Annotated in this window: 18 protein-coding genes; 10 read left to right on the top strand and 8 right to left on the bottom strand. The window is 61.3% G+C overall.

Annotated elements, in window-relative coordinates; all coding sequences use genetic code 11:
- The first annotated feature begins 9 nt into the window (after positions 1–9).
- The gene (locus K3819_RS25205; protein ID WP_039771776.1) at positions 10–888 is read left to right on the top strand and encodes a DMT family transporter; all 879 of its coding nucleotides are present in this window, start codon (positions 10–12) and stop codon (positions 886–888) included.
- Between the two features lie 60 nt (positions 889–948).
- Here K3819_RS25205 and K3819_RS25200 read toward each other — a convergent pair whose 3' ends face one another.
- The gene (locus K3819_RS25200; RefSeq protein WP_221398145.1) at positions 949–2,286 is read right to left on the bottom strand and encodes an MFS transporter; all 1,338 of its coding nucleotides are present in this window, start codon (positions 2,284–2,286) and stop codon (positions 949–951) included.
- 273 nt (positions 2,287–2,559) lie between these two features.
- Between K3819_RS25200 and quiC the strand changes: the two genes are divergently transcribed.
- Both quiC and K3819_RS25190 read left to right on the top strand, forming a co-directional pair.
- Entirely contained in the window at positions 2,560–4,461 is a 1,902-nt protein-coding gene (quiC, locus tag K3819_RS25195) for a 3-dehydroshikimate dehydratase QuiC (protein ID WP_085612589.1), read from the top strand.
- 102 nt (positions 4,462–4,563) lie between these two features.
- Positions 4,564–5,241, top strand: coding sequence for a TetR/AcrR family transcriptional regulator (locus K3819_RS25190; protein ID WP_085612590.1), 678 nt, complete (start codon positions 4,564–4,566; stop codon positions 5,239–5,241).
- A 32-nt stretch (positions 5,242–5,273) separates the two neighbouring features.
- Here the strand turns inward: K3819_RS25190 and K3819_RS25185 are convergent, their stop codons facing one another.
- The 3 genes from K3819_RS25185 to K3819_RS25175 all read right to left on the bottom strand — a co-directional run bounded on the left by K3819_RS25185 (position 5,274) and on the right by K3819_RS25175 (position 7,626).
- Positions 5,274–6,128 (bottom strand): shikimate dehydrogenase, encoded by an 855-nt coding sequence (locus K3819_RS25185; RefSeq protein WP_221398144.1) that lies wholly within the window; start codon positions 6,126–6,128, stop codon positions 5,274–5,276.
- Positions 6,125–6,574 (bottom strand): type II 3-dehydroquinate dehydratase, encoded by a 450-nt coding sequence (aroQ, locus tag K3819_RS25180; protein ID WP_039771771.1) that lies wholly within the window; start codon positions 6,572–6,574, stop codon positions 6,125–6,127. Before aroQ ends, K3819_RS25185 begins: the two co-directional genes overlap by 4 nt.
- A 140-nt stretch (positions 6,575–6,714) precedes the next feature.
- Positions 6,715–7,626, bottom strand: a complete 912-nt coding sequence (locus K3819_RS25175) for a LysR family transcriptional regulator (RefSeq protein WP_221398143.1) — start codon at positions 7,624–7,626, stop codon at positions 6,715–6,717.
- A 204-nt stretch (positions 7,627–7,830) separates the two neighbouring features.
- Here K3819_RS25175 and K3819_RS25170 point away from each other — a divergent pair, with 204 nt between their 5' ends.
- Positions 7,831–8,259 (top strand): hypothetical protein, encoded by a 429-nt coding sequence (locus K3819_RS25170; RefSeq protein ID WP_039771768.1) that lies wholly within the window; start codon positions 7,831–7,833, stop codon positions 8,257–8,259.
- Positions 8,256–8,702 (top strand): hypothetical protein, encoded by a 447-nt coding sequence (locus K3819_RS25165; protein ID WP_221398142.1) that lies wholly within the window; start codon positions 8,256–8,258, stop codon positions 8,700–8,702. The genes K3819_RS25170 and K3819_RS25165 overlap by 4 nt, the downstream gene beginning before the upstream one ends.
- Positions 8,703–8,757: 55 nt before the next feature.
- Here the strand turns inward: K3819_RS25165 and trmA are convergent, their stop codons facing one another.
- Both trmA and K3819_RS25155 read right to left on the bottom strand, forming a co-directional pair.
- The gene (gene trmA / locus K3819_RS25160; protein ID WP_221398141.1) at positions 8,758–9,837 is read right to left on the bottom strand and encodes a tRNA (uridine(54)-C5)-methyltransferase TrmA; all 1,080 of its coding nucleotides are present in this window, start codon (positions 9,835–9,837) and stop codon (positions 8,758–8,760) included.
- Positions 9,834–11,129, bottom strand: a complete 1,296-nt coding sequence (locus tag K3819_RS25155) for an NCS2 family permease (RefSeq protein WP_011336038.1) — start codon at positions 11,127–11,129, stop codon at positions 9,834–9,836. Before K3819_RS25155 ends, trmA begins: the two co-directional genes overlap by 4 nt.
- Positions 11,130–11,349: 220 nt before the next feature.
- Here K3819_RS25155 and K3819_RS25150 point away from each other — a divergent pair, with 220 nt between their 5' ends.
- Entirely contained in the window at positions 11,350–11,799 is a 450-nt protein-coding gene (locus K3819_RS25150; RefSeq protein WP_085612593.1) for a DUF4879 domain-containing protein, read from the top strand.
- 67 nt (positions 11,800–11,866) lie between these two features.
- Positions 11,867–12,418, top strand: a complete 552-nt coding sequence (locus tag K3819_RS25145; RefSeq protein WP_085612657.1) for a DJ-1 family glyoxalase III — start codon at positions 11,867–11,869, stop codon at positions 12,416–12,418.
- A gap of 5 nt (positions 12,419–12,423) precedes the next feature.
- On the opposite strand, the gene K3819_RS25140 is transcribed toward K3819_RS25145, so the two are convergent.
- On the bottom strand, positions 12,424–13,662 hold the full coding sequence (locus K3819_RS25140) for an MFS transporter (RefSeq protein WP_221398140.1): 1,239 nt from the start codon (positions 13,660–13,662) through the stop codon (positions 12,424–12,426).
- Positions 13,663–14,062: 400 nt separating this feature from the next.
- Between K3819_RS25140 and K3819_RS25135 the strand changes: the two genes are divergently transcribed.
- Genes K3819_RS25135 through K3819_RS25125 form a run of 3 tightly spaced genes read left to right on the top strand, consistent with a single transcriptional unit; the run spans position 14,063 to position 16,735 of the window.
- Positions 14,063–15,499, top strand: a complete 1,437-nt coding sequence (locus K3819_RS25135) for a cytochrome ubiquinol oxidase subunit I (protein ID WP_064599574.1) — start codon at positions 14,063–14,065, stop codon at positions 15,497–15,499.
- A 3-nt stretch (positions 15,500–15,502) separates the two neighbouring features.
- On the top strand, positions 15,503–16,510 hold the full coding sequence (gene cydB, locus K3819_RS25130) for a cytochrome d ubiquinol oxidase subunit II (RefSeq protein WP_039771762.1): 1,008 nt from the start codon (positions 15,503–15,505) through the stop codon (positions 16,508–16,510).
- 57 nt (positions 16,511–16,567) lie between these two features.
- Entirely contained in the window at positions 16,568–16,735 is a 168-nt protein-coding gene (locus K3819_RS25125; RefSeq protein ID WP_085612597.1) for a DUF2474 domain-containing protein, read from the top strand.
- 69 nt (positions 16,736–16,804) lie between these two features.
- Here K3819_RS25125 and K3819_RS25120 read toward each other — a convergent pair whose 3' ends face one another.
- Positions 16,805–17,929, bottom strand: a complete 1,125-nt coding sequence (locus K3819_RS25120; RefSeq protein ID WP_221398139.1) for a class I SAM-dependent methyltransferase — start codon at positions 17,927–17,929, stop codon at positions 16,805–16,807.
- Positions 17,930–18,035 lie beyond the last annotated feature (106 nt).

Raw genomic sequence — 18,035 nt, 5'->3', positions numbered from 1 at the left:
AGAGAGCCAATGACCGTCAGCACTCCGCTTTCCGGCGTCAACCAACCCTTCAAGGGGATCTTGCTGATTGTCGTGGCAACCTTCCTGTTTTCCAGTCACGACGCGCTGTCGAAATACCTCTCGGGTTTTTATCCGATCGTCATGGTGGTGTGGGCGCGGTATCTGGTGCACACGTTGCTGATGGCGGGGATTTTCCTGCCGCAGTCCGGGCTGCGTGTGCTGCGCACCAAACGCCCGTTGTGGCAGTTGGCGCGGGCGTTGTGCCTGTTGGGCACCAGCCTGTTTTTCACCACGGCGTTGCTGTACATCCCGCTGGCCGAAGCCACGGCGGTCAACTTTCTTGCGCCGGTGCTGGTGACGGCGCTGTCGGTGCCGCTGCTCAAGGAACGGGTGACGCGCGGTCAGTGGATCGCGGTGGTGTGCGGGTTCATCGGGGTGCTGATCATCGTCCATCCGGGCGGTGACCTGTTCACCCCGGCAATTTTGTTGCCGTTCTGTTCGGCGCTGTTTTTCTGCTTCTATCAGTTGCTCACCCGCAAGCTCGCGGAAGTCGACAGCCCGACCACCAGCAACTTTTTCGCCGGGTTGTGCAACACGCTGGTGATGAGTGCGCTGGTGCCGTTCTTCTGGCAGGTGCCGAGCCTGGGGCATGCGCTGTTGATGCTGGCGCTGGGCAGTTGCGGAATGACCGCGCACCTGTTTCTGACCCAGGCGTTCCGCCATGCCGCGCCGGCGTTGCTGGCGCCGTTCGGTTATTGCCAGATCGTGTTTGCGGGGCTGTTGGGCTGGTTGCTGTTTGCTCACACACCGACCCTGATGACGGTGATCGGGATCGCGGTGATCTGTTGCAGCGGGCTGGCGGCAGCGTGGCAGCAGAGCCGGCGCTGAAGACGTGACCGGCCTGAAATCAGGCCGGTCGGTGCAGGACGGCTTCTCAGTATTGAAGGGCTACTCGGTGACGGTAGGAATCTTGCGCGGTGCCATGAAGTACATCCAGGTCAGGGCAATGAAGTACATCGCCGGGATCAGGGTGAACAGCACGGTGTAGTTGTTGTTGGTGACGGTCAGGATATGGCCGACGATCTGGGTCATGAACATCCCGCCGATCGCCGCGCACATGCCGCCGAAACCGAACACCGTGCTCATCATGTGCTTGGGCGTGTAGTCCATCACCAGGCTCCAGATGTTGGCGGTCCAGGCCTGGTGCGCGCCGATGGCCAGGGAGATGGCGGCGACGGCAATCCACAGGTTGGCGGAACCGGCGGCCATGACCACGCCGATGATGCAGCAGGCGAACAGGAACATCGACAGCAGCCGCGCCTTGATCGAGTTCATGCCGCGACCGATCAGGAACGAAGACAGAATCCCGCCGCCCACGCTGCCGAAGTCAGCGGTGACGTAGATGATGATCAGCGGAATGCCCATCTGGGTGACGTTGATGCCCAGGTTGTATTGCTGATTGAGAAACGGCGGCAGCCAGTACAGGTAGAACCAGAACACCGGCGCGGTCAGCGAGTAGGCGAGGGCAAAGGCCCAGGTGCCGCGCATCCGCAGGATCTTCGAGAACGGCACGCGGGCCTGTTCCGGTTCGACTTCTTTCTGGATGTATTCCAGCTCCGACTGCTTAACGTTTGGGTGATCTTCCGGGTTGAAATACTTCAGGCCCCATAACAGCAGCCAGATCCCGCCCAGTGCCGACATGCACAGGAACGCGGCCTGCCAACCCCACACGTGAAGGATCAGCGGCAGCAGCATCGGGGTGAACATCGCGCCGACGTTGGTGCCGGCGTTGAAGATGCCGGTGGCCACGGCGCGCTCGCCGGCCGGGAACCACAGGCGCGTGGTCTTCACGCAGGCCGGGTAGTTGGCTGCTTCGGTGAGGCCGAGGATGAATCGGCAGACCATGAAGCCCACCGCCGAGGTCGCCAGACCGTGGGCGCCGGTGGCCAGGCTCCAGAGCAGCACCGCGCAGAAGAACACGCGCTTGACGCCGACCCGATCGATCAGCCGTCCTTGCAGCACGAAGCCGATCGCGTAGCCGACCTGAAACCAGAAGTTGATGTTGGCGTAGTCCATCGCCGTCCAGCTCATTTCCTTGGCGAGGATCGGCTGCATGACGCCGAGTGCGGCGCGGTCGATGTAATTGAGGGTGGTGGCGAAAAACACCAGCGCCAGCATGCCCCAACGGGTCTTGCCGACGGCCATGGCGCCGCGGATCTTGTCGCCGATGCCACCCGTGGCAGTGCTCATGGCCGGAGCCATGCGGGAAGTCTGTGAAGGAATCATGTGTTCCACCCGTTTTTGGATTTGTTATTTGGTGTGCTTTTCTTGTGCACGCTGCGACCGGTGGTTCAGTTCCGGACTCAAGGTGAGACGGATGTTGGGCAGTGGACGAAAAATCGTCAATTCGCCAAACCGGCATTCTGTTCGATAATCGCACGCAAAACTAACCGGGTAGTACAGTTTAAATTGCTCAATGAAAAACCGGGACCAATAATTCGCTCACCCTATAAAAGCGGCGCAATTTCCGTAGCCGACGTCTCCACCGGGAGTTGAAACATGCAGCGATCCATTGCCACCGTCTCCTTGAGCGGAACCCTGCCGGAAAAACTCGAAGCCATTGCCGCCGCCGGGTTCGACGGGGTGGAGATTTTCGAGAACGATCTTCTGTATTACGACGGCAGCCCCCGGGAAATCCGGCAGATGTGCGCCGACCTCGGAATCGCCATCACCCTGTTTCAACCGTTCCGCGATTTCGAAGGCTGCCGCCGCGATCGCCTGGAGCGCAACCTGGAGCGGGCCGAGCGCAAGTTCGACCTGATGCAGGAGCTGGGCACCGACCTGGTGCTGGTCTGCAGCAACGCCTCCCCCGACAGCCTCGGTGATCAACAAATCCTCATCGACGACCTGCGCCTGCTGGCCGAGCGCGCCGGCGCCCGTGGCCTGCGCATCGGTTATGAAGCGCTGGCCTGGGGCCGTCACGTCAATACTTATCAACAGGTCTGGGACATTGTGCGTCAGGCCGATCACCCGGCCCTCGGCGTGTTGCTCGACAGTTTCCACACCTTGTCGCTCAAGGGCGATCCACGGGCGATTGCCGAGATTCCCGGCGACAAGATTTTCTTCGTACAGATGGCCGACGCGCCGATCCTGGCGATGGACGTGCTGGAGTGGAGCCGGCATTTCCGCTGCTTCCCGGGGCAGGGCGAATTCGATCTGCCGGGCTTCCTCGCGCCGATCATCCAGAGCGGCTACACCGGGCCGCTGTCGCTGGAAATCTTCAACGACGGCTTCCGCGCCGCGCCGCCTCGGGCCAATGCGGCCGACGGTCTGCGTTCGCTGCTGTACCTGGAGGAGAAAACCCGCCAGCGTCTGGAGCAGGAAATCCGTCCTGTGGATAACCGCGACATCCTCTTCGAAACGCCGAAGGCCAGCGAATACAACGGCATCGAGTTTCTTGAGTTCGCCGTGGATGAAAGCCTCGGCGCCAAGCTGTCGAACTGGCTGGAACGGCTGGGTTTCGTCAAGGCCGGACAGCATCGCTCCAAGAGCGTCAGCCTGTTGCGTCAGGGTGATATCAACCTGATCCTCAACTCTGAACCCTATTCGTTCGGCCACAGCTTTTTCGAGGCCCACGGCCCGTCACTGTGCGCTACTGCCGTGCGGGTCAAGGACAGCGCCAGCGCGCTGGCCCGCGCCGTCGCCTATAAAGGTCAGCCGTATCGCGGACTGGTCGGCCCCAATGAACTGGAACTGGCGGCGGTGCGTGCACCGGACGGCAGCCTGATTTATCTGGTGGATCAGGAAGCGGATGTCTACGGCACCGACTTCAATCTGCTGCCGGACGCGGTGGCTCGCAGCGGGCTCAAGCGCATCGATCACATGGCCATGGCGCTGCCGGCGGACAGCCTCGACAGTTGGGTGCTGTTCTACAAGAGCCTGCTGGATTTTGAGGCTGACGATGAAGTGGTGCTGCCCGATCCGTACGGGCTGGTGAAGAGCCGCGCCCTGCGTAGCCGCGACAGTTCGATCCGGCTGCCGCTGAACATTTCCGAGAACCGCAACACCGCGATCTCACACGCGCTGTCGAGTTATCGCGGTTCCGGGGTGCATCACATCGCCTTCGATTGCGACGATATCTTCGCCGAAGTCAGCCGAGCGAAAGAGGCAGGCGTGCCGCTGCTGGACATCCCGCTGAACTATTACGACGATCTGGCGGCGCGCTTCGATTTCGATGACGAATTCCTCAGCGAACTGGCGTACTACAACGTGCTGTACGACCGCGATGCGCAAGGTGGCGAGTTGTTCCACGTCTACACCGAGCCGTTCGAGGGGCGCTTCTTCTTCGAGATCATCCAGCGCAAGAACGGTTACGCCGGTTATGGCGCCGCCAACGTCGCGGTGCGGCTGGCGGCGATGGCCAAATCACGCAGTGGTGCGGTTCGCCAGGCGAAGTTGTAGGAAATTCGTAAACGCGGGATTAAACACCGGTCGCGCGGCTTCCTTCACTGGGGCGCGCGGCCCATAATCGCCAGCCTGTGCAGTGATGGCCGTGAGCCCGCAATGACAATGACTTCAGAACTTCCCGCAGCTCCCGTTCTCCCCGCGGTAGAGCCGCGCAAAAGTCGCAAGAACAACCCGGAAAAGACCCGCGAGAATATCCTGCAGGAGGCGATCGTCGAGTTCGTCCAGCAGGGGCTGTCCGGCGCTCGCGTCGATGCGATCGCCGAGCGTATCCACACCTCCAAACGCATGATCTATTACTACTTCGGCAGCAAGGAGCAGTTGTACGTCGAAGTGCTGGAGAAGCTCTACGGCGATATCCGCAGCACCGAAAACCGCCTGCACCTGGCTGAATTGCCGCCGGTGGAAGCGATCCGGCGTCTGGTGGAATTCACCTTCGATCACCACGATCGCAACGTCGATTTCGTGCGGATCGTCAGCATCGAAAACATCCACAACGCCGAGTACGTGAAGCGTTCCGATGCGATCAAGGCGATGAACAACACCATCCTCGATTCTCTGGGCGAGATTCTGCGTCGGGGTGCTGAAGAAGGCGTGTTCCGCGCCGGGCTCGACGCGCTGGACGTGCATCTGTTGATCAGTTCGTTCTGCTTCTATCGCGTATCGAACCGCCATACCTTCGGTGAGATCTTCCAGATCGACCTGCCGGACGAAAGCATCAAGCAACGTCATCGCGAGATGATTTGTGAGTCGGTACTGCGCTACTTGCAGGCATGACCATGTCGAGGGGGCCAGGCCCCCTCACGGTTTTAGCCATTCATGCTTTGAAAATGCGCGAGCATTCGCTGCGCATCCGGCACCTTGCCGCTGAACAGCTCAAACGCCTTCACTGCCTGAAACACCGCCATGTTGCCGCCATCCAGGGTTCGGCAACCCAGGGCGCGGGCGTTGCGCAGCAGTTCGGTTTCCAGCGGGAAATACACGATCTCCGCCACCCACAACTCGGGCCGCAGCAACGCCGCCGGCACGGGCATGCCGGGTAATTTGGCCATGCCCATCGGCGTGGTGTTTACCAGACCATCGGCCTGACTCAGCGTGCTCGCCAGATCATGTCCGGCCACGGCCCGACCGGCACCGAAATGCTGGTTGAGGTTGTTGGCCAGGCTTTCGGCGCGCTCCACGTCCACATCAAAAATGCTCAGTTGCTGTACGCCTTCGCTCAACAAGGCGTGGGCCACTGCCGCGCCTGCGCCACCGGCGCCCATCTGGACTACACGTTCGCGGGTAACGTCTGGCAGGCCGCGACGAAAACCTTCGGCAAAACCCAGGCAATCGGTGTTGTGGCCGACGCGTTTACCGTCTTTCAGTACTACCGTGTTCACGGCGCCGATGCCTCGGGCTTCCGGGGACAATTCATCGAGCAGCGGGATGATTGCCTGCTTGCACGGGAAGGTGATGTTCAGCCCGGTGTAATTCATGCGTTCGGCGGCCTGCAACAGATCGGGCAGGGCGCTGCTGTCCAATTGCAGTTGATCGAGGTCGATCAGCCGGTACAAGTAGCGCAGGCCCTGTTCGTCGCCTTCGTGTTCGTGTAGCGCCGGGGTGCGGGAGGCCTGGATGCCGGCGCCGATCAGCCCGGCGAGTATCACGTTGTTACGATTCATGCGGTTCGCCCCTTCAGCCGCTGGCTGAAATGTTCCAGGGCCAGGCGATAACCGTGGCTGCCGAAGCCGCACATTACGGCGGTGGCGATGGCCGAGACGAACGAGTGATGACGGAACGGCTCGCGGGCATGGACGTTGGACAGGTGTACTTCGATCACCGGCAATTCGCTGGCAACGAGGGCGTCGCGGATCGCTACCGAAGTGTGGGTCCAGGCGGCCGGGTTGATAACGATGCCGGCGCAGCGCTGGCGGGCGCCGTGAATCCAGTCGAGCAGTTCGCCTTCGTGGTTGGTCTGGCGAAACTCCACGGCCAGGCCGAACTCTTCGGCGGCGCGCCCGCACAGGGCAGAGATGTCGGCCAGAGTTTCATGACCGTAGGTTGCCGGTTCACGGGTACCGAGCAGGTTCAGGTTCGGGCCGTTGAGCACCAGAACGATAGGGGGCATGGGGGCAAACTCCACTTATTGTTTTTGGCTTGGGCCGAGGGTTTCGACCTGTGGAGTTAAATTGTACTAGATGGTTACTTTAATCAATTGCTCTGCATCGACAGTCCGGTTTTGTGTGCGGTGATCGCACACAGGTGAAATCAATGCGGCAACTGCTCGACCAGAAAATCAATGAAAGCCCTGACGCGCAGCGGCATGTGGCGATTCTGCGGGTACAGCAAAGTGAACGGCCGCGAGCGTCCGCTGTAGGGCTGGAGCACTTCCACCAACGAGCCGTCGGCGAGTTCTTTTTCGACAATGAAGCGATACGTCTGGAACAACCCGGCGCCATGTTTGGCCAGGGTCACGCCACCGAGCACGTCATCGGAGCAGCAGAAGTTGCCCTCGGCGAGGATTTCCCGTGGCGCGTCTTCCTCATAGAACAGCCAAGTGATCCGCCGCCCACTGCTGGGCAATTCGTACTGAATACACTCGTGTTGTTCGAGGTCTTCGAGGGTCTGCGGCGTGCCGGCGCGTTTGAGGTAGTCGGGGCTGGCGACCATCACCAGCGCTGCGTCCTCCAGATGGCGGGCGATCAGGCCGGAGTCGGGGATTGCCCGCACGCGGATCGCCATGTCGTAACCCTCGCCGATGAAGTCGATGTTGCGGTTGCTGATGTGCATGTCGACCTTCACCTGCGGGAAGCGCGCACGAAACGCGGGCAACAGCGGCAGGATCCGGTGATGGGCGTAGGTTGTAGGAATACTGATACGCAGGGTGCCGGACGGTTCCTGCTGCTGGCCCATGACTTCCCGTTGCGCCTCGACCAGTTGCGCCAGCGCCTGCCTGCACTCTTCGTAGTAGCGCCGGCCGCTGTCGGTCAGTTTCACGCTGCGGGTGGTGCGTGCAAACAGCCGCACGCCAAGGCGTTCTTCCATGCGGGACACCGAGCGGCTCACCGCTGCCGGCGTCACCGAGGCCGCTTGCGCCGCGCCGGTGAAACTGCCGCACTCGGCGGCCAGGCAAAACAGCTCGATGCTGCCCAGCTGAAGATCGTCGAAGTGTCTCTGCATGATTGATTACGCCGGGGAATGAGTCTTCGTATGTAGCAAATGCGTGGCCGCTGCGAAAGAACTGCTTACCATTTTGCGCGGGGCTTTCCTGAATCCCGCACTAGGCTCGAAAACGTAATGACCATTTGAGACAGCAATGCCGATGGTCGGAATTGTCAGGGAATGGCAGTTTTCGAAACTCTTTAACCTAACGGATGGGTTAGCATGAAAGTGTGCAGTTACAAGGGATTGTCGGTGGTGATCATGCTGCGAGACGAACATTGTCCGCCCCATGCGCACGTTGATTCAGGTGCATGGAGTGCCCGTTTCAAATTCAGCTTCTGGCACAACGGCGTGGAGTTATGGGATGTGGTGCCCCTGTCGCGTCGGCCACCGATTGCAGTGCTTGAGGGGCTGCGTCAATCGCTGCGTGAAACTGTTCATCTGCGGCGGGCCCGTCGAATCTGGTGGACTCGTTTGCAGACGGCGTGTCTCGATAATCAATGGTGGGACGGGGACTCGAACGAAGTGGCCGTCATGCGCGAAGTCACCGGAGCAACCTTCAGAATCGGATCGGCGTATTACGAACCAGAAGAAAACAAAACCCTGCTGGCCCTGGTTGGTGCTCAGGAAGGTGTGGAGATCGAACTATGAAAACAGTAAAAGCCGGTTTGCATGCTGATCGACCGGTAACAGAAAAGCGTCTCGATGAAGCTGTTGAGCGGGGAGGGCTGCGCCGACGCAGCAGCCTTCAAGCCGTGTCGGTGGCCTTTCAGAAACCCTGCCTGGTGATTCACTTCGAGGACGACAGCGGCGTGCTGCTCCCAGTGAATCTCTACCGCGAATTCGATGATTTCGAACCGGAAGATTTCAGCGGATTGCACGTCGGCTTTGCTGGCACCGCGCTGTGCCACGACGGCAAGGATCTGCAGGTTTCCATCGCCGGCATGATCTCGGCCAGTCAACCATTGATGGCCATGGCAGCCTCGGTGATCGCTTCTCGCAATGGCCGCCAGAGCAGCACTGCGAAAGCTGAAGCTGCACGGGCCAACGGCAGGAAGGGCGGGCGTCCGCGCAAGATCGATCCCGTGCCATGAACAGGCACAAAAAAGCCGTCGATGAGGACGGCTTTCTTGTTTCTGGCACTTGCGATCAACGTCGGGTCAGCAGCACGCCGGATTCCATGTGGTGAGTCCAGGGGAACTGGTCGAACAGCGCGCAGCGGGTGATGCGGTGCGTGTCGTGCAGTTGGGCGATGTTGGCCGCCAGCGTTTCCGGGTTGCAGGAGATGTACAGGATGTTGTCGAAGCGACGGGTCAGCTCGCAGGTGTCCGGGTCCATGCCGGCCCGTGGCGGGTCGACGAACACGCTGCCGAACTCGTAGCTTTTCAGGTCGATGCCGTGCAGGCGACGGAACGGGCGAACTTCGTTCAGTGCTTCGGTCAACTCTTCGGCGGACAGGCGCACCAGCGTGACGTTATCCACAGCATTTTCGGCCAGGTTGCTCAGTGCGGCGTTGACCGAGGTCTTGCTGATTTCGGTGGCCAGCACTTTGCGCACGCGGGTTGCCAGCGGCAGGGTGAAGTTGCCGTTGCCGCAGTACAGCTCCAGCAGATCGTCGTTGCGATCGCCCAGCGCTTCGTATGCCCAGTTGAGCATCTTCTGGTTAACGGTGCCGTTCGGTTGGGTGAACGCGCCTTCCGGCTGGCGATAGCTGAATGTGCGACCGCCGACGTCGAGCTTCTCGACCACGTAATCGAGGCCGAGTACTTCGCGCTTGCCCTTGGAACGGCCGATGATGCAGACGCCCAGATCCGTCGCCAGTTGGGTCGCCGCCGCGTGCCAGTGCTCGTCCAGCGGACGGTGATAGCACAGGGTGATCATCGCGTCGCCGGCCAGGGTGGTCAGAAACTCGACCTGGAACAGCTTGTGGCTCAGCGCCGCGCTGGCCTGCCAGGCCGCTTTCAATTGCGGCATCAACTGGTTGATGCGCAGGCTGGCGATCGGGAACTCGTCGATCAGGATCGGCGTGCGTTTGTCGTCCTGGGAAAACATCGCGTAATGCCGCTCGCCGGCCTCGCGCCACAGGCGGAATTCGGCGCGCAGACGGAAGTTCTGCAACGGCGAGTCGAACACCGTTGGCTCCGGTGCATCGAATGGGGCCAGCAGGTCACGCAAACGCGTGACCTTGTCTTCGAGTTGTGCGGCGTAGGCCTGGGAATCAAAAGTCATGCGTTGAACCAACCCAGCTTGATCACGAACAGAATCGACAGGATCACCAGCGCCGGGTTCAGCTCACGGGCGCGGCCGGACAGCAGTTTGATCGCAGTCCAGGCGATGAAGCCGAAGGCGATGCCGTTGGCGATGGAATAGGTGAAGGGCATCGCCAGGGCGGTGACCACGACCGGCGCGGCGACGGTGATGTCTTCCCAGTCTATTTCCGCCAGGCCCGAAGTCATCAGCACGGCGACGAACAGCAGCGCTGGTGCGGTGGCGAAGGCCGGTACGCTGGAGGCCAGTGGCGAGAAGAACAACGCCAGCAGGAACAGGATCGCGACGACGATGGCGGTCAGGCCGGTGCGGCCGCCGGCACTCACGCCCGCAGCGGATTCGATGTAGCTGGTGGTGGTCGAGGTGCCCAGCAGCGAGCCAGCCATTGCCGCCGTACTGTCGGCGATCAGCGCACGGCCCATTTTAGGCATGTGGCCGTCCTTGCCCATCAGGCCGGCGCGCTTGGCGACGCCGATCAGGGTGCCGGAGTTGTCGAACAGGTCGACGAACAGGAAAGCGAAGATCACGCTGACCAGACCGATGTCCAGCGCGCCCTTGATGTCCAGTTGCAGGAAGGTCGGGGCCAGCGAAGGTGGCATCGAGGTCACGCCGCCGAACGGGGTGAAGCCCATCACGATCGAAACGATGGTCACCGCCAGGATGCCGATCAGCACCGCGCCGCGTACTTTCAGGGCCTCAAGGGCGACGATCAGGGCGAAACCGAGGGTGGCGAGGATCGGGGCCGGTTGTTTCAGGTCGCCGAGGCCGACCATGGTCGCCGGGTTGCTGACCACAATGCCGGCATTGTGCAGGGCGATCAGCGCCAGGAACAGGCCGATACCGGCGGCAATCGCCGAGCGCAGTGGCAGCGGGATGCTGTTGATGATCCATTCACGGATGCGGAAGATCGATAGCAGGAAGAAGCACACGGCCGAAATGAACACCGCGCCCAGCGCCACTTGCCAGGTGTGGCCCATGTGCAGCACGACGGTGTAGGTAAAGAAGGCGTTCAGCCCCATGCCCGGCGCGAGGGCGATCGGGTAGTTGGCGATCAGGCCCATGACCGTGGAGCCGATGGCGGCTGCCAGGCACGTGGCGACGAACACCGCACCTTTGTCCATGCCGGTCTCGCCGAGGATGCTCGGGTTGACGAACAGAATGTAGGCCATGGCCAGGAAGGTCGTGACGCCCGCCAGAATCTCGGTCCGCACGTTGGTGTTGTGTGCCTTGAGTTGAAACAGCCTTTCCAGCATGTCTGCTCCCCGTGGCGCGCGTGGCGCCGTGAATGTATCGACCTCAACAGCAAAGCACAGACCGTCGCAAGCGCCTGGAAAATTGTGGTGGGCCGGAAAAAGCCGCGCATCATACCAGCAGCGTGAGGAAGATGGCGGATGTTGGTGTCGATCGTCGGCGAAGTTTTGCACCACGACCAAGTACGCCATACTGCGCGCTGTTTTTTCGGGGATGGATCGCATGAACAAGGGTTGGATGAAGACCGCTGGACTGATGGCCTTGCTGCTGGCCGGTGTACCGGCTGCACTCGCGGCGTCGGCACCGCCATTGAGCGAGGTGAAAGTCATCAAGGTTCAGTCATCGTCCTGCGGGCTCGAAGACATTACCGATGGCCAGGTGCAGACCCGCTGCGATCACAGCGCGCCGGGCATCAAGGTGTATGTGCTGGAAATCGGTTACGGCCAGAGCCAGCCTCAGGCAGCGCTGGACGGCTTTGAAGTGAACGGCACCCGGAGCCCGGTCTGTGCTTTCTATAACGGCAACCTGACCGAATGCACGCCAGGCGCGAAAACCGTCGGTTCGCTGTACACCTTCGATCTGGCGGCCCGTCAGGAAGGCACTTTTACCTTCAGCAATACCTCGATCAACGCCCCGCGCAACACGCTGTCGACCCAGCTTTACATCAAGTAACGGCTGTCACCGAACAGGGCAAGGCAAAGCTGACTACGCTTTAAGGATCAACCAGCGGATGGCGCCCATGACCTTTAGAGCCCTGATTACCCTCGCCGAGGGCATCGATGATCTGCAATGCGTGACCCTGATCGACGTGCTGCGCCGCGCCGGCATCGAAGTGGTGGCGGCCAGCATCGAAGGCCGGCGCATGCTGACCTGCGCCCGAGGCACGCGCCTGACCGCCGACGGCATGCTCATTGATGTGCTGGCCCAGACCTTCGACCTGATCGTCCTGCCCGGCGGTGCGGTCGGCGCACAACACCTGGCCGCGCACCAGCCTCTTCAACAACTGCTAAAGGACCAGGCCAGTGCCGGACGCCTGTTCGCCGCCATCGCCGAAGCCCCGGCCGTCGCCCTGCAAAGCTTCGGTGTATTACGTCAACGCAGGATGACCTGCCTGCCCGTCAGCAGTCATAACCTTTCCGGTTGCACCTTTGTCGATCAACCCGTAGTGGTCGACGGTAATTGCATCACCGCCCAAGGCTCCGGCGCCGCGCTTGCGTTTGCGCTGACACTGGTCGAGCAACTGGCGGGCAACGCCGTCAGAGCGAAGGTGGCGGGGGAGTTATTGGCCTGAGAGCGTCAGGCCTTCACCTCTTCCACCGGCACATGCATCCGGTCGCGGTTGGCCAGGGTCGGGAACAGTTTGATCCAGGTTCCGGTCACCACCAGCGTGCCAACCCCGCCCATCACCACCGCCGGCACGGTGCCGAACCAGTGGGCGGTGAGGCCGGATTCGAATTCTCCCAGCTGGTTGGAGGCACCAATGAACAGGCCGTTCACCGCGCTGACCCGGCCGCGCATTTCGTCCGGGGTTTCCAGCTGCACGAACGAGGCGCGGATCACCATGCTGATCATATCCGCCGCGCCGAGCACCACCAGCACCGCCAGGGAGAACCAGAACGAGGTCGACAGACCGAAGGCGATAGTGGCAACACCGAACACGCCAACGGCAGTGAACATCACCCGGCCGACGTTTCGCTCAACGGCAAACCGCGCCAGGAACAACGACATCATCAACGCCCCGACCGCCGGCGCCGAACGCAGCAGCCCGAGGCCCCACGGCCCGGTCAGCAGGATGTCCTTGGCAAACACCGGCAACAGCGCCGTGGCGCCACCCAGCAACACGGCGAACAGATCCAGCGAAATCGCCCCGAGAATGTCCGGGCGGCTGCGGATAAAGCGAATCCCCGCCAGCAACGAGTCCAGCGTCGCCTTGCCTTTGTTCAGCGGGGTTTGCCGGGCCGGCAGGTTGAGCATCAGCGTGCAGGCGATGACATACAGAATGACCGTCGGGCCATAGACCCACACGCTGCCGAAGGCATAGAGCAGACCGCCGAGCGCCGGGGCGACGATGGTGGCCGATTGCTGCGCCGATTGCGCAGCGGCAACCGCCCGTGGAAACAGCGCGCTGGGCACGATGCTCGGCAGCAGCGCCTGGGTGGTCGGCATTTCGAAGGAGCGTGCGGCGCCCAGCAGGAACGCCAGGATAAAGATCATTTCCCGGGTGACATGGTCAGTGGCGCTGCCGATGGCCAGTGCCAGGGCGATCAGGGCCTGCAGCGACTGGCAGATCGCCGCGACCTTGCGCCGGTCGTAGCGATCGGCAACGTGGCCGGTGTGCAACATGAACAATACGCGTGGCGCGAATTCCACCAACCCGACCAGACCCAGGTCGAGCACATTGCCGGTCAGTTGATAGAGGTTCCAGCCGATCGCCACGGTGAGCATCTGAAAACCGCTGGCGGTGAAGATCCGGGCAAACCAGAACGCAACAAAGGGACGGTGGTGACGTAACAGCAAGGGCTCTTGGCTGGGCATTTGCGGGCCGGTCTTGATCGAGGAGAACCGCGAGATTATCACCAGTCTGTAACAGGAAGTTGCTATGACAAAAAATTTAGTTAGCCAGGCATCGATTTTTCCCCGCCGTGGCGCGAACCCCGGCCTCGGATGTATTTCAGGGCGTTGCCAGGTCTGTGAGGCAACTTGTCACGCGGCAAAAGACCACGCGGTTCTCCGTCGGAAATGGGACTACTCTTTCAACGTTGATTGATCCAGATCAAGACCCATCGCGGAACTGATCCGGGACCCGTCGGCAGACTCCCTGCGTCGCGATGCCTGTAAAAAGAAGAACGAATTCGAGTTCGCCGCACTCCATACCCGTGGGGGCAGTGGTTCAAGGCCGCCAGTCCTGGAACCGTTATCTGATAGAGGAAAGCTTATGTTCGGTTTAGAGGCCCTGGATCTCGCCCGAATTCAGTTCGCGTTCACCATCTCGTTCCACATCCTGTTCCCGGCGATCACCATCGGTCTTGCGAGCTATCTCGCGGTGCTCGAAGGCCTGTGGCTGAAAACCGGCAATGACACTTACCGTGACCTCTACCATTTCTGGTCGAAGATCTTTGCCGTGAACTTCGGCATGGGCGTGGTCTCGGGGCTGGTCATGGCCTACCAGTTCGGCACCAACTGGAGCCGCTTCTCGGACTTCGCCGGTTCCGTCACCGGGCCCTTGCTGACCTACGAAGTGCTCACGGCGTTCTTCCTCGAAGCCGGTTTCCTCGGGGTGATGCTGTTCGGCTGGAACAAGGTCGGACGCGGCCTGCACTTTTTCTCCACGGTGATGGTGGCCATCGGCACGCTGATTTCCACGTTCTGGATTCTCGCCTCCAACAGTTGGATGCAGACCCCGCAGGGCTTCGAGATCGTCAACGGTCAGGTCATTCCAACCGACTGGCTGGCAATCATCTTCAACCCGTCATTCCCCTATCGCCTGATGCACATGGCGACGGCGGCGTTCGTCGCGACGGCTTTCTTCGTCGGCTCGTCGGCAGCCTGGCACTTGCTGCGCGGCAAGGACAACCCGGCGATCCGCACCATGCTGTCGATGGCGATGTGGATGGCGCTGATCGTTGCGCCGATCCAGGCAGTCATCGGCGACTTCCATGGCCTCAATACCCTTGAACACCAACCGGCGAAGATCGCCGCGATCGAAGGTCACTGGGAAAACGTCGGCAACGAAGCGACGCCGCTGATCCTGTTCGGCTGGCCGGACATGAAGGAAGAGAAAACCAAATACGCCGTCGAGATCCCGTACCTCGGCAGCCTGATCCTGACTCACTCGCTGGACAAGCAAGTCCCGGCGCTCAAGGAATTCCCGCCAGAAGACCGGCCGAATTCGACCATTGTGTTCTGGTCGTTCCGGATCATGGTCGGCCTCGGCTTCCTGATGATCTTCACCGGCCTCTGGAGCCTTTGGCTGCGCAAGCGCGACACGCTCTACACCTCGCGGCCGTTCCTGTACCTGGCGCTGTGGATGGGGCCATCCGGCCTGATCGCGATCCTGGCGGGTTGGTTTACCACTGAAATCGGTCGTCAGCCATGGGTGGTCTACGGGCTGATGCGCACGGCGGATGCGTCGTCCAACCACAGTTTCATGCAGATGAGCATCACGCTGATCATGTTCGTGGTGGTGTATTTCGCGCTGTTCGGTGCGGGGCTGGGCTACATGATGCGCCTGGTGCGCAAAGGGCCGAAGACCGACGAAGGCAAGGAAACCAACGAGGGTGGTCCTGGCCAGAAACGTACGCCGGCCCGTCCGTTGTCCGCTGCCGACGACGATGGCGCCGAACACGACCGCAGCCTGACCAAGGAGATTTGAATCATGGGTATTGATCTTCCGCTGATCTGGGCCGTGATCATCATCTTCGGCATCATGATGTACGTGGTCATGGACGGTTTCGACCTGGGGATCGGGATTCTCTTTCCGTTCATCCCCGGCAAGACCGACCGCGACGTGATGATGAACACCGTTGCCCCGGTGTGGGACGGCAATGAAACCTGGCTTGTACTGGGCGGCGCGGCGTTGTTCGGCGCGTTCCCGCTGGCTTATTCGGTCGTGCTGTCGGCGCTGTACTTGCCATTGATCTTCATGCTGATCGGGCTGATCTTCCGTGGCGTGGCATTCGAGTTCCGCTTCAAGGCCAAGGACGACAAGCGTCACCTGTGGGACAAGGCGTTCATCGGTGGTTCGGTGGCGGCGACGTTCTTCCAGGGCGTGGCGCTCGGTGCGTTCATCGACGGCTTGCCCGTGGTCAACCGGCAATATGCCGGCGGTTCACTGGACTGGCTGACGCCGTTCACGCTGTTCTGCGGCGCCGCGCTTGTTGTGGCGTATGCGCTGCTCGGTTGCACCTGGCTGATCATGAAGACCGAAGGCAAGCTTCAGGAGCAGATGCATGACCTGGCGCGCCCGCTGGCCTTCGTGTTGCTGGCGGTGATCGGCATCGTCAGCCTGTGGACGCCGCTCTCTCACCCGGAAATCGCCGAGCGCTGGTTCAGCCTGCCCAATCTGTTCTGGTTCCTGCCGGTGCCGATTCTGGTGTTGGTGACGCTGTACGCACTGATCCGTGCGGTGGCGCGAAACGCCAACTACATGCCGTTCCTGCTGACCCTGGTGCTGATCTTCCTCGGCTACAGCGGTCTGGGCATCAGCCTGTGGCCGAACATCGTGCCGCCGTCGATCTCGATCTGGGACGCCGCCGCGCCGCCGCAAAGCCAGGGCTTCATGCTGGTGGGCACGCTGTTCATCATCCCGTTCATCCTGGGTTACACCTTCTGGAGCTATTACGTGTTCCGCGGCAAGGTCACCCACGAAGACGGTTATCACTAATGGTGATCACGATGGCGCCGAGCGCGGCGCCATCTCCCGCAACCGGAGGATGCAAGCATGACCGGCAAACATTCCCTGCACGATATTGAAGAAGCCGAAAAAAAGCCGCTGTGGCAGCGGCTCGGCTGGTTGGCCATGATCTGGGTCGGCAGCGTCGGTGCTCTGTTCGTCGTCGCCAGCCTGATGCGCATGTTCATGAACGCCGCAGGTCTGACCACGCACTGAGACTTCCCATCCCGCTGCCTTGCGGCACGGATTTTTGACCCTCCGACCGGAGGGTTTTTTTTGCCCGGATTATTTGCGCGCCTTGAGGATCACGAATTTCGGAGTCGCGGCGACTTGCTCGACACCCCGGAACAGTCGCGCCAGTTTGCTGTGATAACCCAGGTGACGGTTGCCGACGATGTACAGCGCGCCACCGACCACCAGCGCTTCGCGGGCCTGCTGGAACATGCGCCAGGCGAGGAAATCGCCGACCACCTGTTGCTGGTGGAACGGCGGGTTGCACAGGACTACGTCCAGCGATTGCGCTTCCTGACCGGCCAGACCGTCGCCGGCGCGTACGATCACGTCACGTTCACCGAACGCCGCGCGCCAGTTCTCGACTGCCGATTGCACGGCCATGAACGATTCGTCCACCAGCGTGTAATGCGCATCTGGGTTTTGCAGGGCGCTGGCGATGGCCAATATGCCGTTGCCGCAGCCAAGATCCGCGACTCGTGCAGCGCCAAGATTTTTTGGCAGGTGCGCAAGGAAGGCACGGGTGCCGATGTCCAGCCCTTCACGGCAGAACACGTTGGCGTGATTGAGCAGCTCGATGGCCGGCTCGTCGAGGCGATAGCGAGTTGGGTAGGGCGAGACGGCCGGTGTCTTGGGCTCGGGCGTGGCGATCAGCAGTCGGGCCTTCTTCACTGCCAGCGAAGCCTGAACCGGCCCGATGTAGCGTTCCAGCAGATCACCGGCGGCACGCGGCAAATGCTTGACCATCGCCGCTGCCACTACCTGAGCGCCCGGTGCCAATTGGCCTTGCAGGCGAATCAGTTGTTCTTCCAGCAGCGCCAGAGTTTTCGGGACGCGAATCAGCACCCGGTCGAACGGCCCGACCAATGGCGCGCTGGCGGGAATACCGCGCACAGCATCGAACGCCTTGCTGTTGCGCAGCAGGTTTTTTTCCAGCCCCTGAAACGCCAGGAATGAATCACCGCTGGTGCTGACCTGCAGTTTGCCCGAGAGGCTGATGGCCAGGGCGCCGAAGCTGTCGTTAAGTACCAGAACCCGTGTCTCGATCGGCAGGTTCTGTTCGGCCAGATGATTGAGCAGGTATTCGTCGGCTGCGTCGAAGGCTTGCAGCGGGTCCTTCTGCTGTTCGGGCTGGCGGATCAGATCGAGCTGGGCGAAGGGCGTATCGAGCAAAGGCATGGGGCGGGGACTCTGGGTAATCGACGGGTGTCCCGCGGCCCAGGAGTAGTGCGGCGGAACCGTCCGAGTGGACAGCGGCGCAAAAGATCGCGTCATCACTCAGGAA

The organism is Pseudomonas sp. 3-2, assembly GCF_019710535.1.
In the GTDB taxonomy this organism is placed as follows: domain Bacteria; phylum Pseudomonadota; class Gammaproteobacteria; order Pseudomonadales; family Pseudomonadaceae; genus Aquipseudomonas; species Aquipseudomonas pharyngis.
Note: the sequence above shows the minus strand (reverse complement) of the source record. Positions and strands in the feature narration are given on the sequence as shown.

Excerpts from the sequence above, each read along its gene's own strand:
- K3819_RS25200 (WP_221398145.1), bottom strand. The coding sequence starts at position 2,286 with ATGATTCCTTCACAGACTTCCCGCATGGCTCCGGCCATGAGCACTGCC.
- trmA (WP_221398141.1), bottom strand. The coding sequence starts at position 9,837 with ATGACTTTTGATTCCCAGGCCTACGCCGCACAACTCGAAGACAAGGTC.
- K3819_RS25140 (WP_221398140.1), bottom strand. The coding sequence starts at position 13,662 with ATGCCCAGCCAAGAGCCCTTGCTGTTACGTCACCACCGTCCCTTTGTT.
- K3819_RS25170 (WP_039771768.1), top strand. The coding sequence starts at position 7,831 with ATGAAAGTGTGCAGTTACAAGGGATTGTCGGTGGTGATCATGCTGCGA.
- K3819_RS25120 (WP_221398139.1), bottom strand. The coding sequence starts at position 17,929 with ATGCCTTTGCTCGATACGCCCTTCGCCCAGCTCGATCTGATCCGCCAG.
- K3819_RS25150 (WP_085612593.1), top strand. The coding sequence starts at position 11,350 with ATGAACAAGGGTTGGATGAAGACCGCTGGACTGATGGCCTTGCTGCTG.
- K3819_RS25145 (WP_085612657.1), top strand. The coding sequence starts at position 11,867 with ATGACCTTTAGAGCCCTGATTACCCTCGCCGAGGGCATCGATGATCTG.
- K3819_RS25175 (WP_221398143.1), bottom strand. The coding sequence starts at position 7,626 with ATGCAGAGACACTTCGACGATCTTCAGCTGGGCAGCATCGAGCTGTTT.
- K3819_RS25135 (WP_064599574.1), top strand. The coding sequence starts at position 14,063 with ATGTTCGGTTTAGAGGCCCTGGATCTCGCCCGAATTCAGTTCGCGTTC.
- K3819_RS25190 (WP_085612590.1), top strand. The coding sequence starts at position 4,564 with ATGACAATGACTTCAGAACTTCCCGCAGCTCCCGTTCTCCCCGCGGTA.
- K3819_RS25185 (WP_221398144.1), bottom strand. The coding sequence starts at position 6,128 with ATGAATCGTAACAACGTGATACTCGCCGGGCTGATCGGCGCCGGCATC.
- cydB (WP_039771762.1), top strand. The coding sequence starts at position 15,503 with ATGGGTATTGATCTTCCGCTGATCTGGGCCGTGATCATCATCTTCGGC.
- K3819_RS25165 (WP_221398142.1), top strand. The coding sequence starts at position 8,256 with ATGAAAACAGTAAAAGCCGGTTTGCATGCTGATCGACCGGTAACAGAA.
- quiC (WP_085612589.1), top strand. The coding sequence starts at position 2,560 with ATGCAGCGATCCATTGCCACCGTCTCCTTGAGCGGAACCCTGCCGGAA.
- K3819_RS25155 (WP_011336038.1), bottom strand. The coding sequence starts at position 11,129 with ATGCTGGAAAGGCTGTTTCAACTCAAGGCACACAACACCAACGTGCGG.
- K3819_RS25125 (WP_085612597.1), top strand. The coding sequence starts at position 16,568 with ATGACCGGCAAACATTCCCTGCACGATATTGAAGAAGCCGAAAAAAAG.
- K3819_RS25205 (WP_039771776.1), top strand. The coding sequence starts at position 10 with ATGACCGTCAGCACTCCGCTTTCCGGCGTCAACCAACCCTTCAAGGGG.
- aroQ (WP_039771771.1), bottom strand. The coding sequence starts at position 6,574 with ATGCCCCCTATCGTTCTGGTGCTCAACGGCCCGAACCTGAACCTGCTC.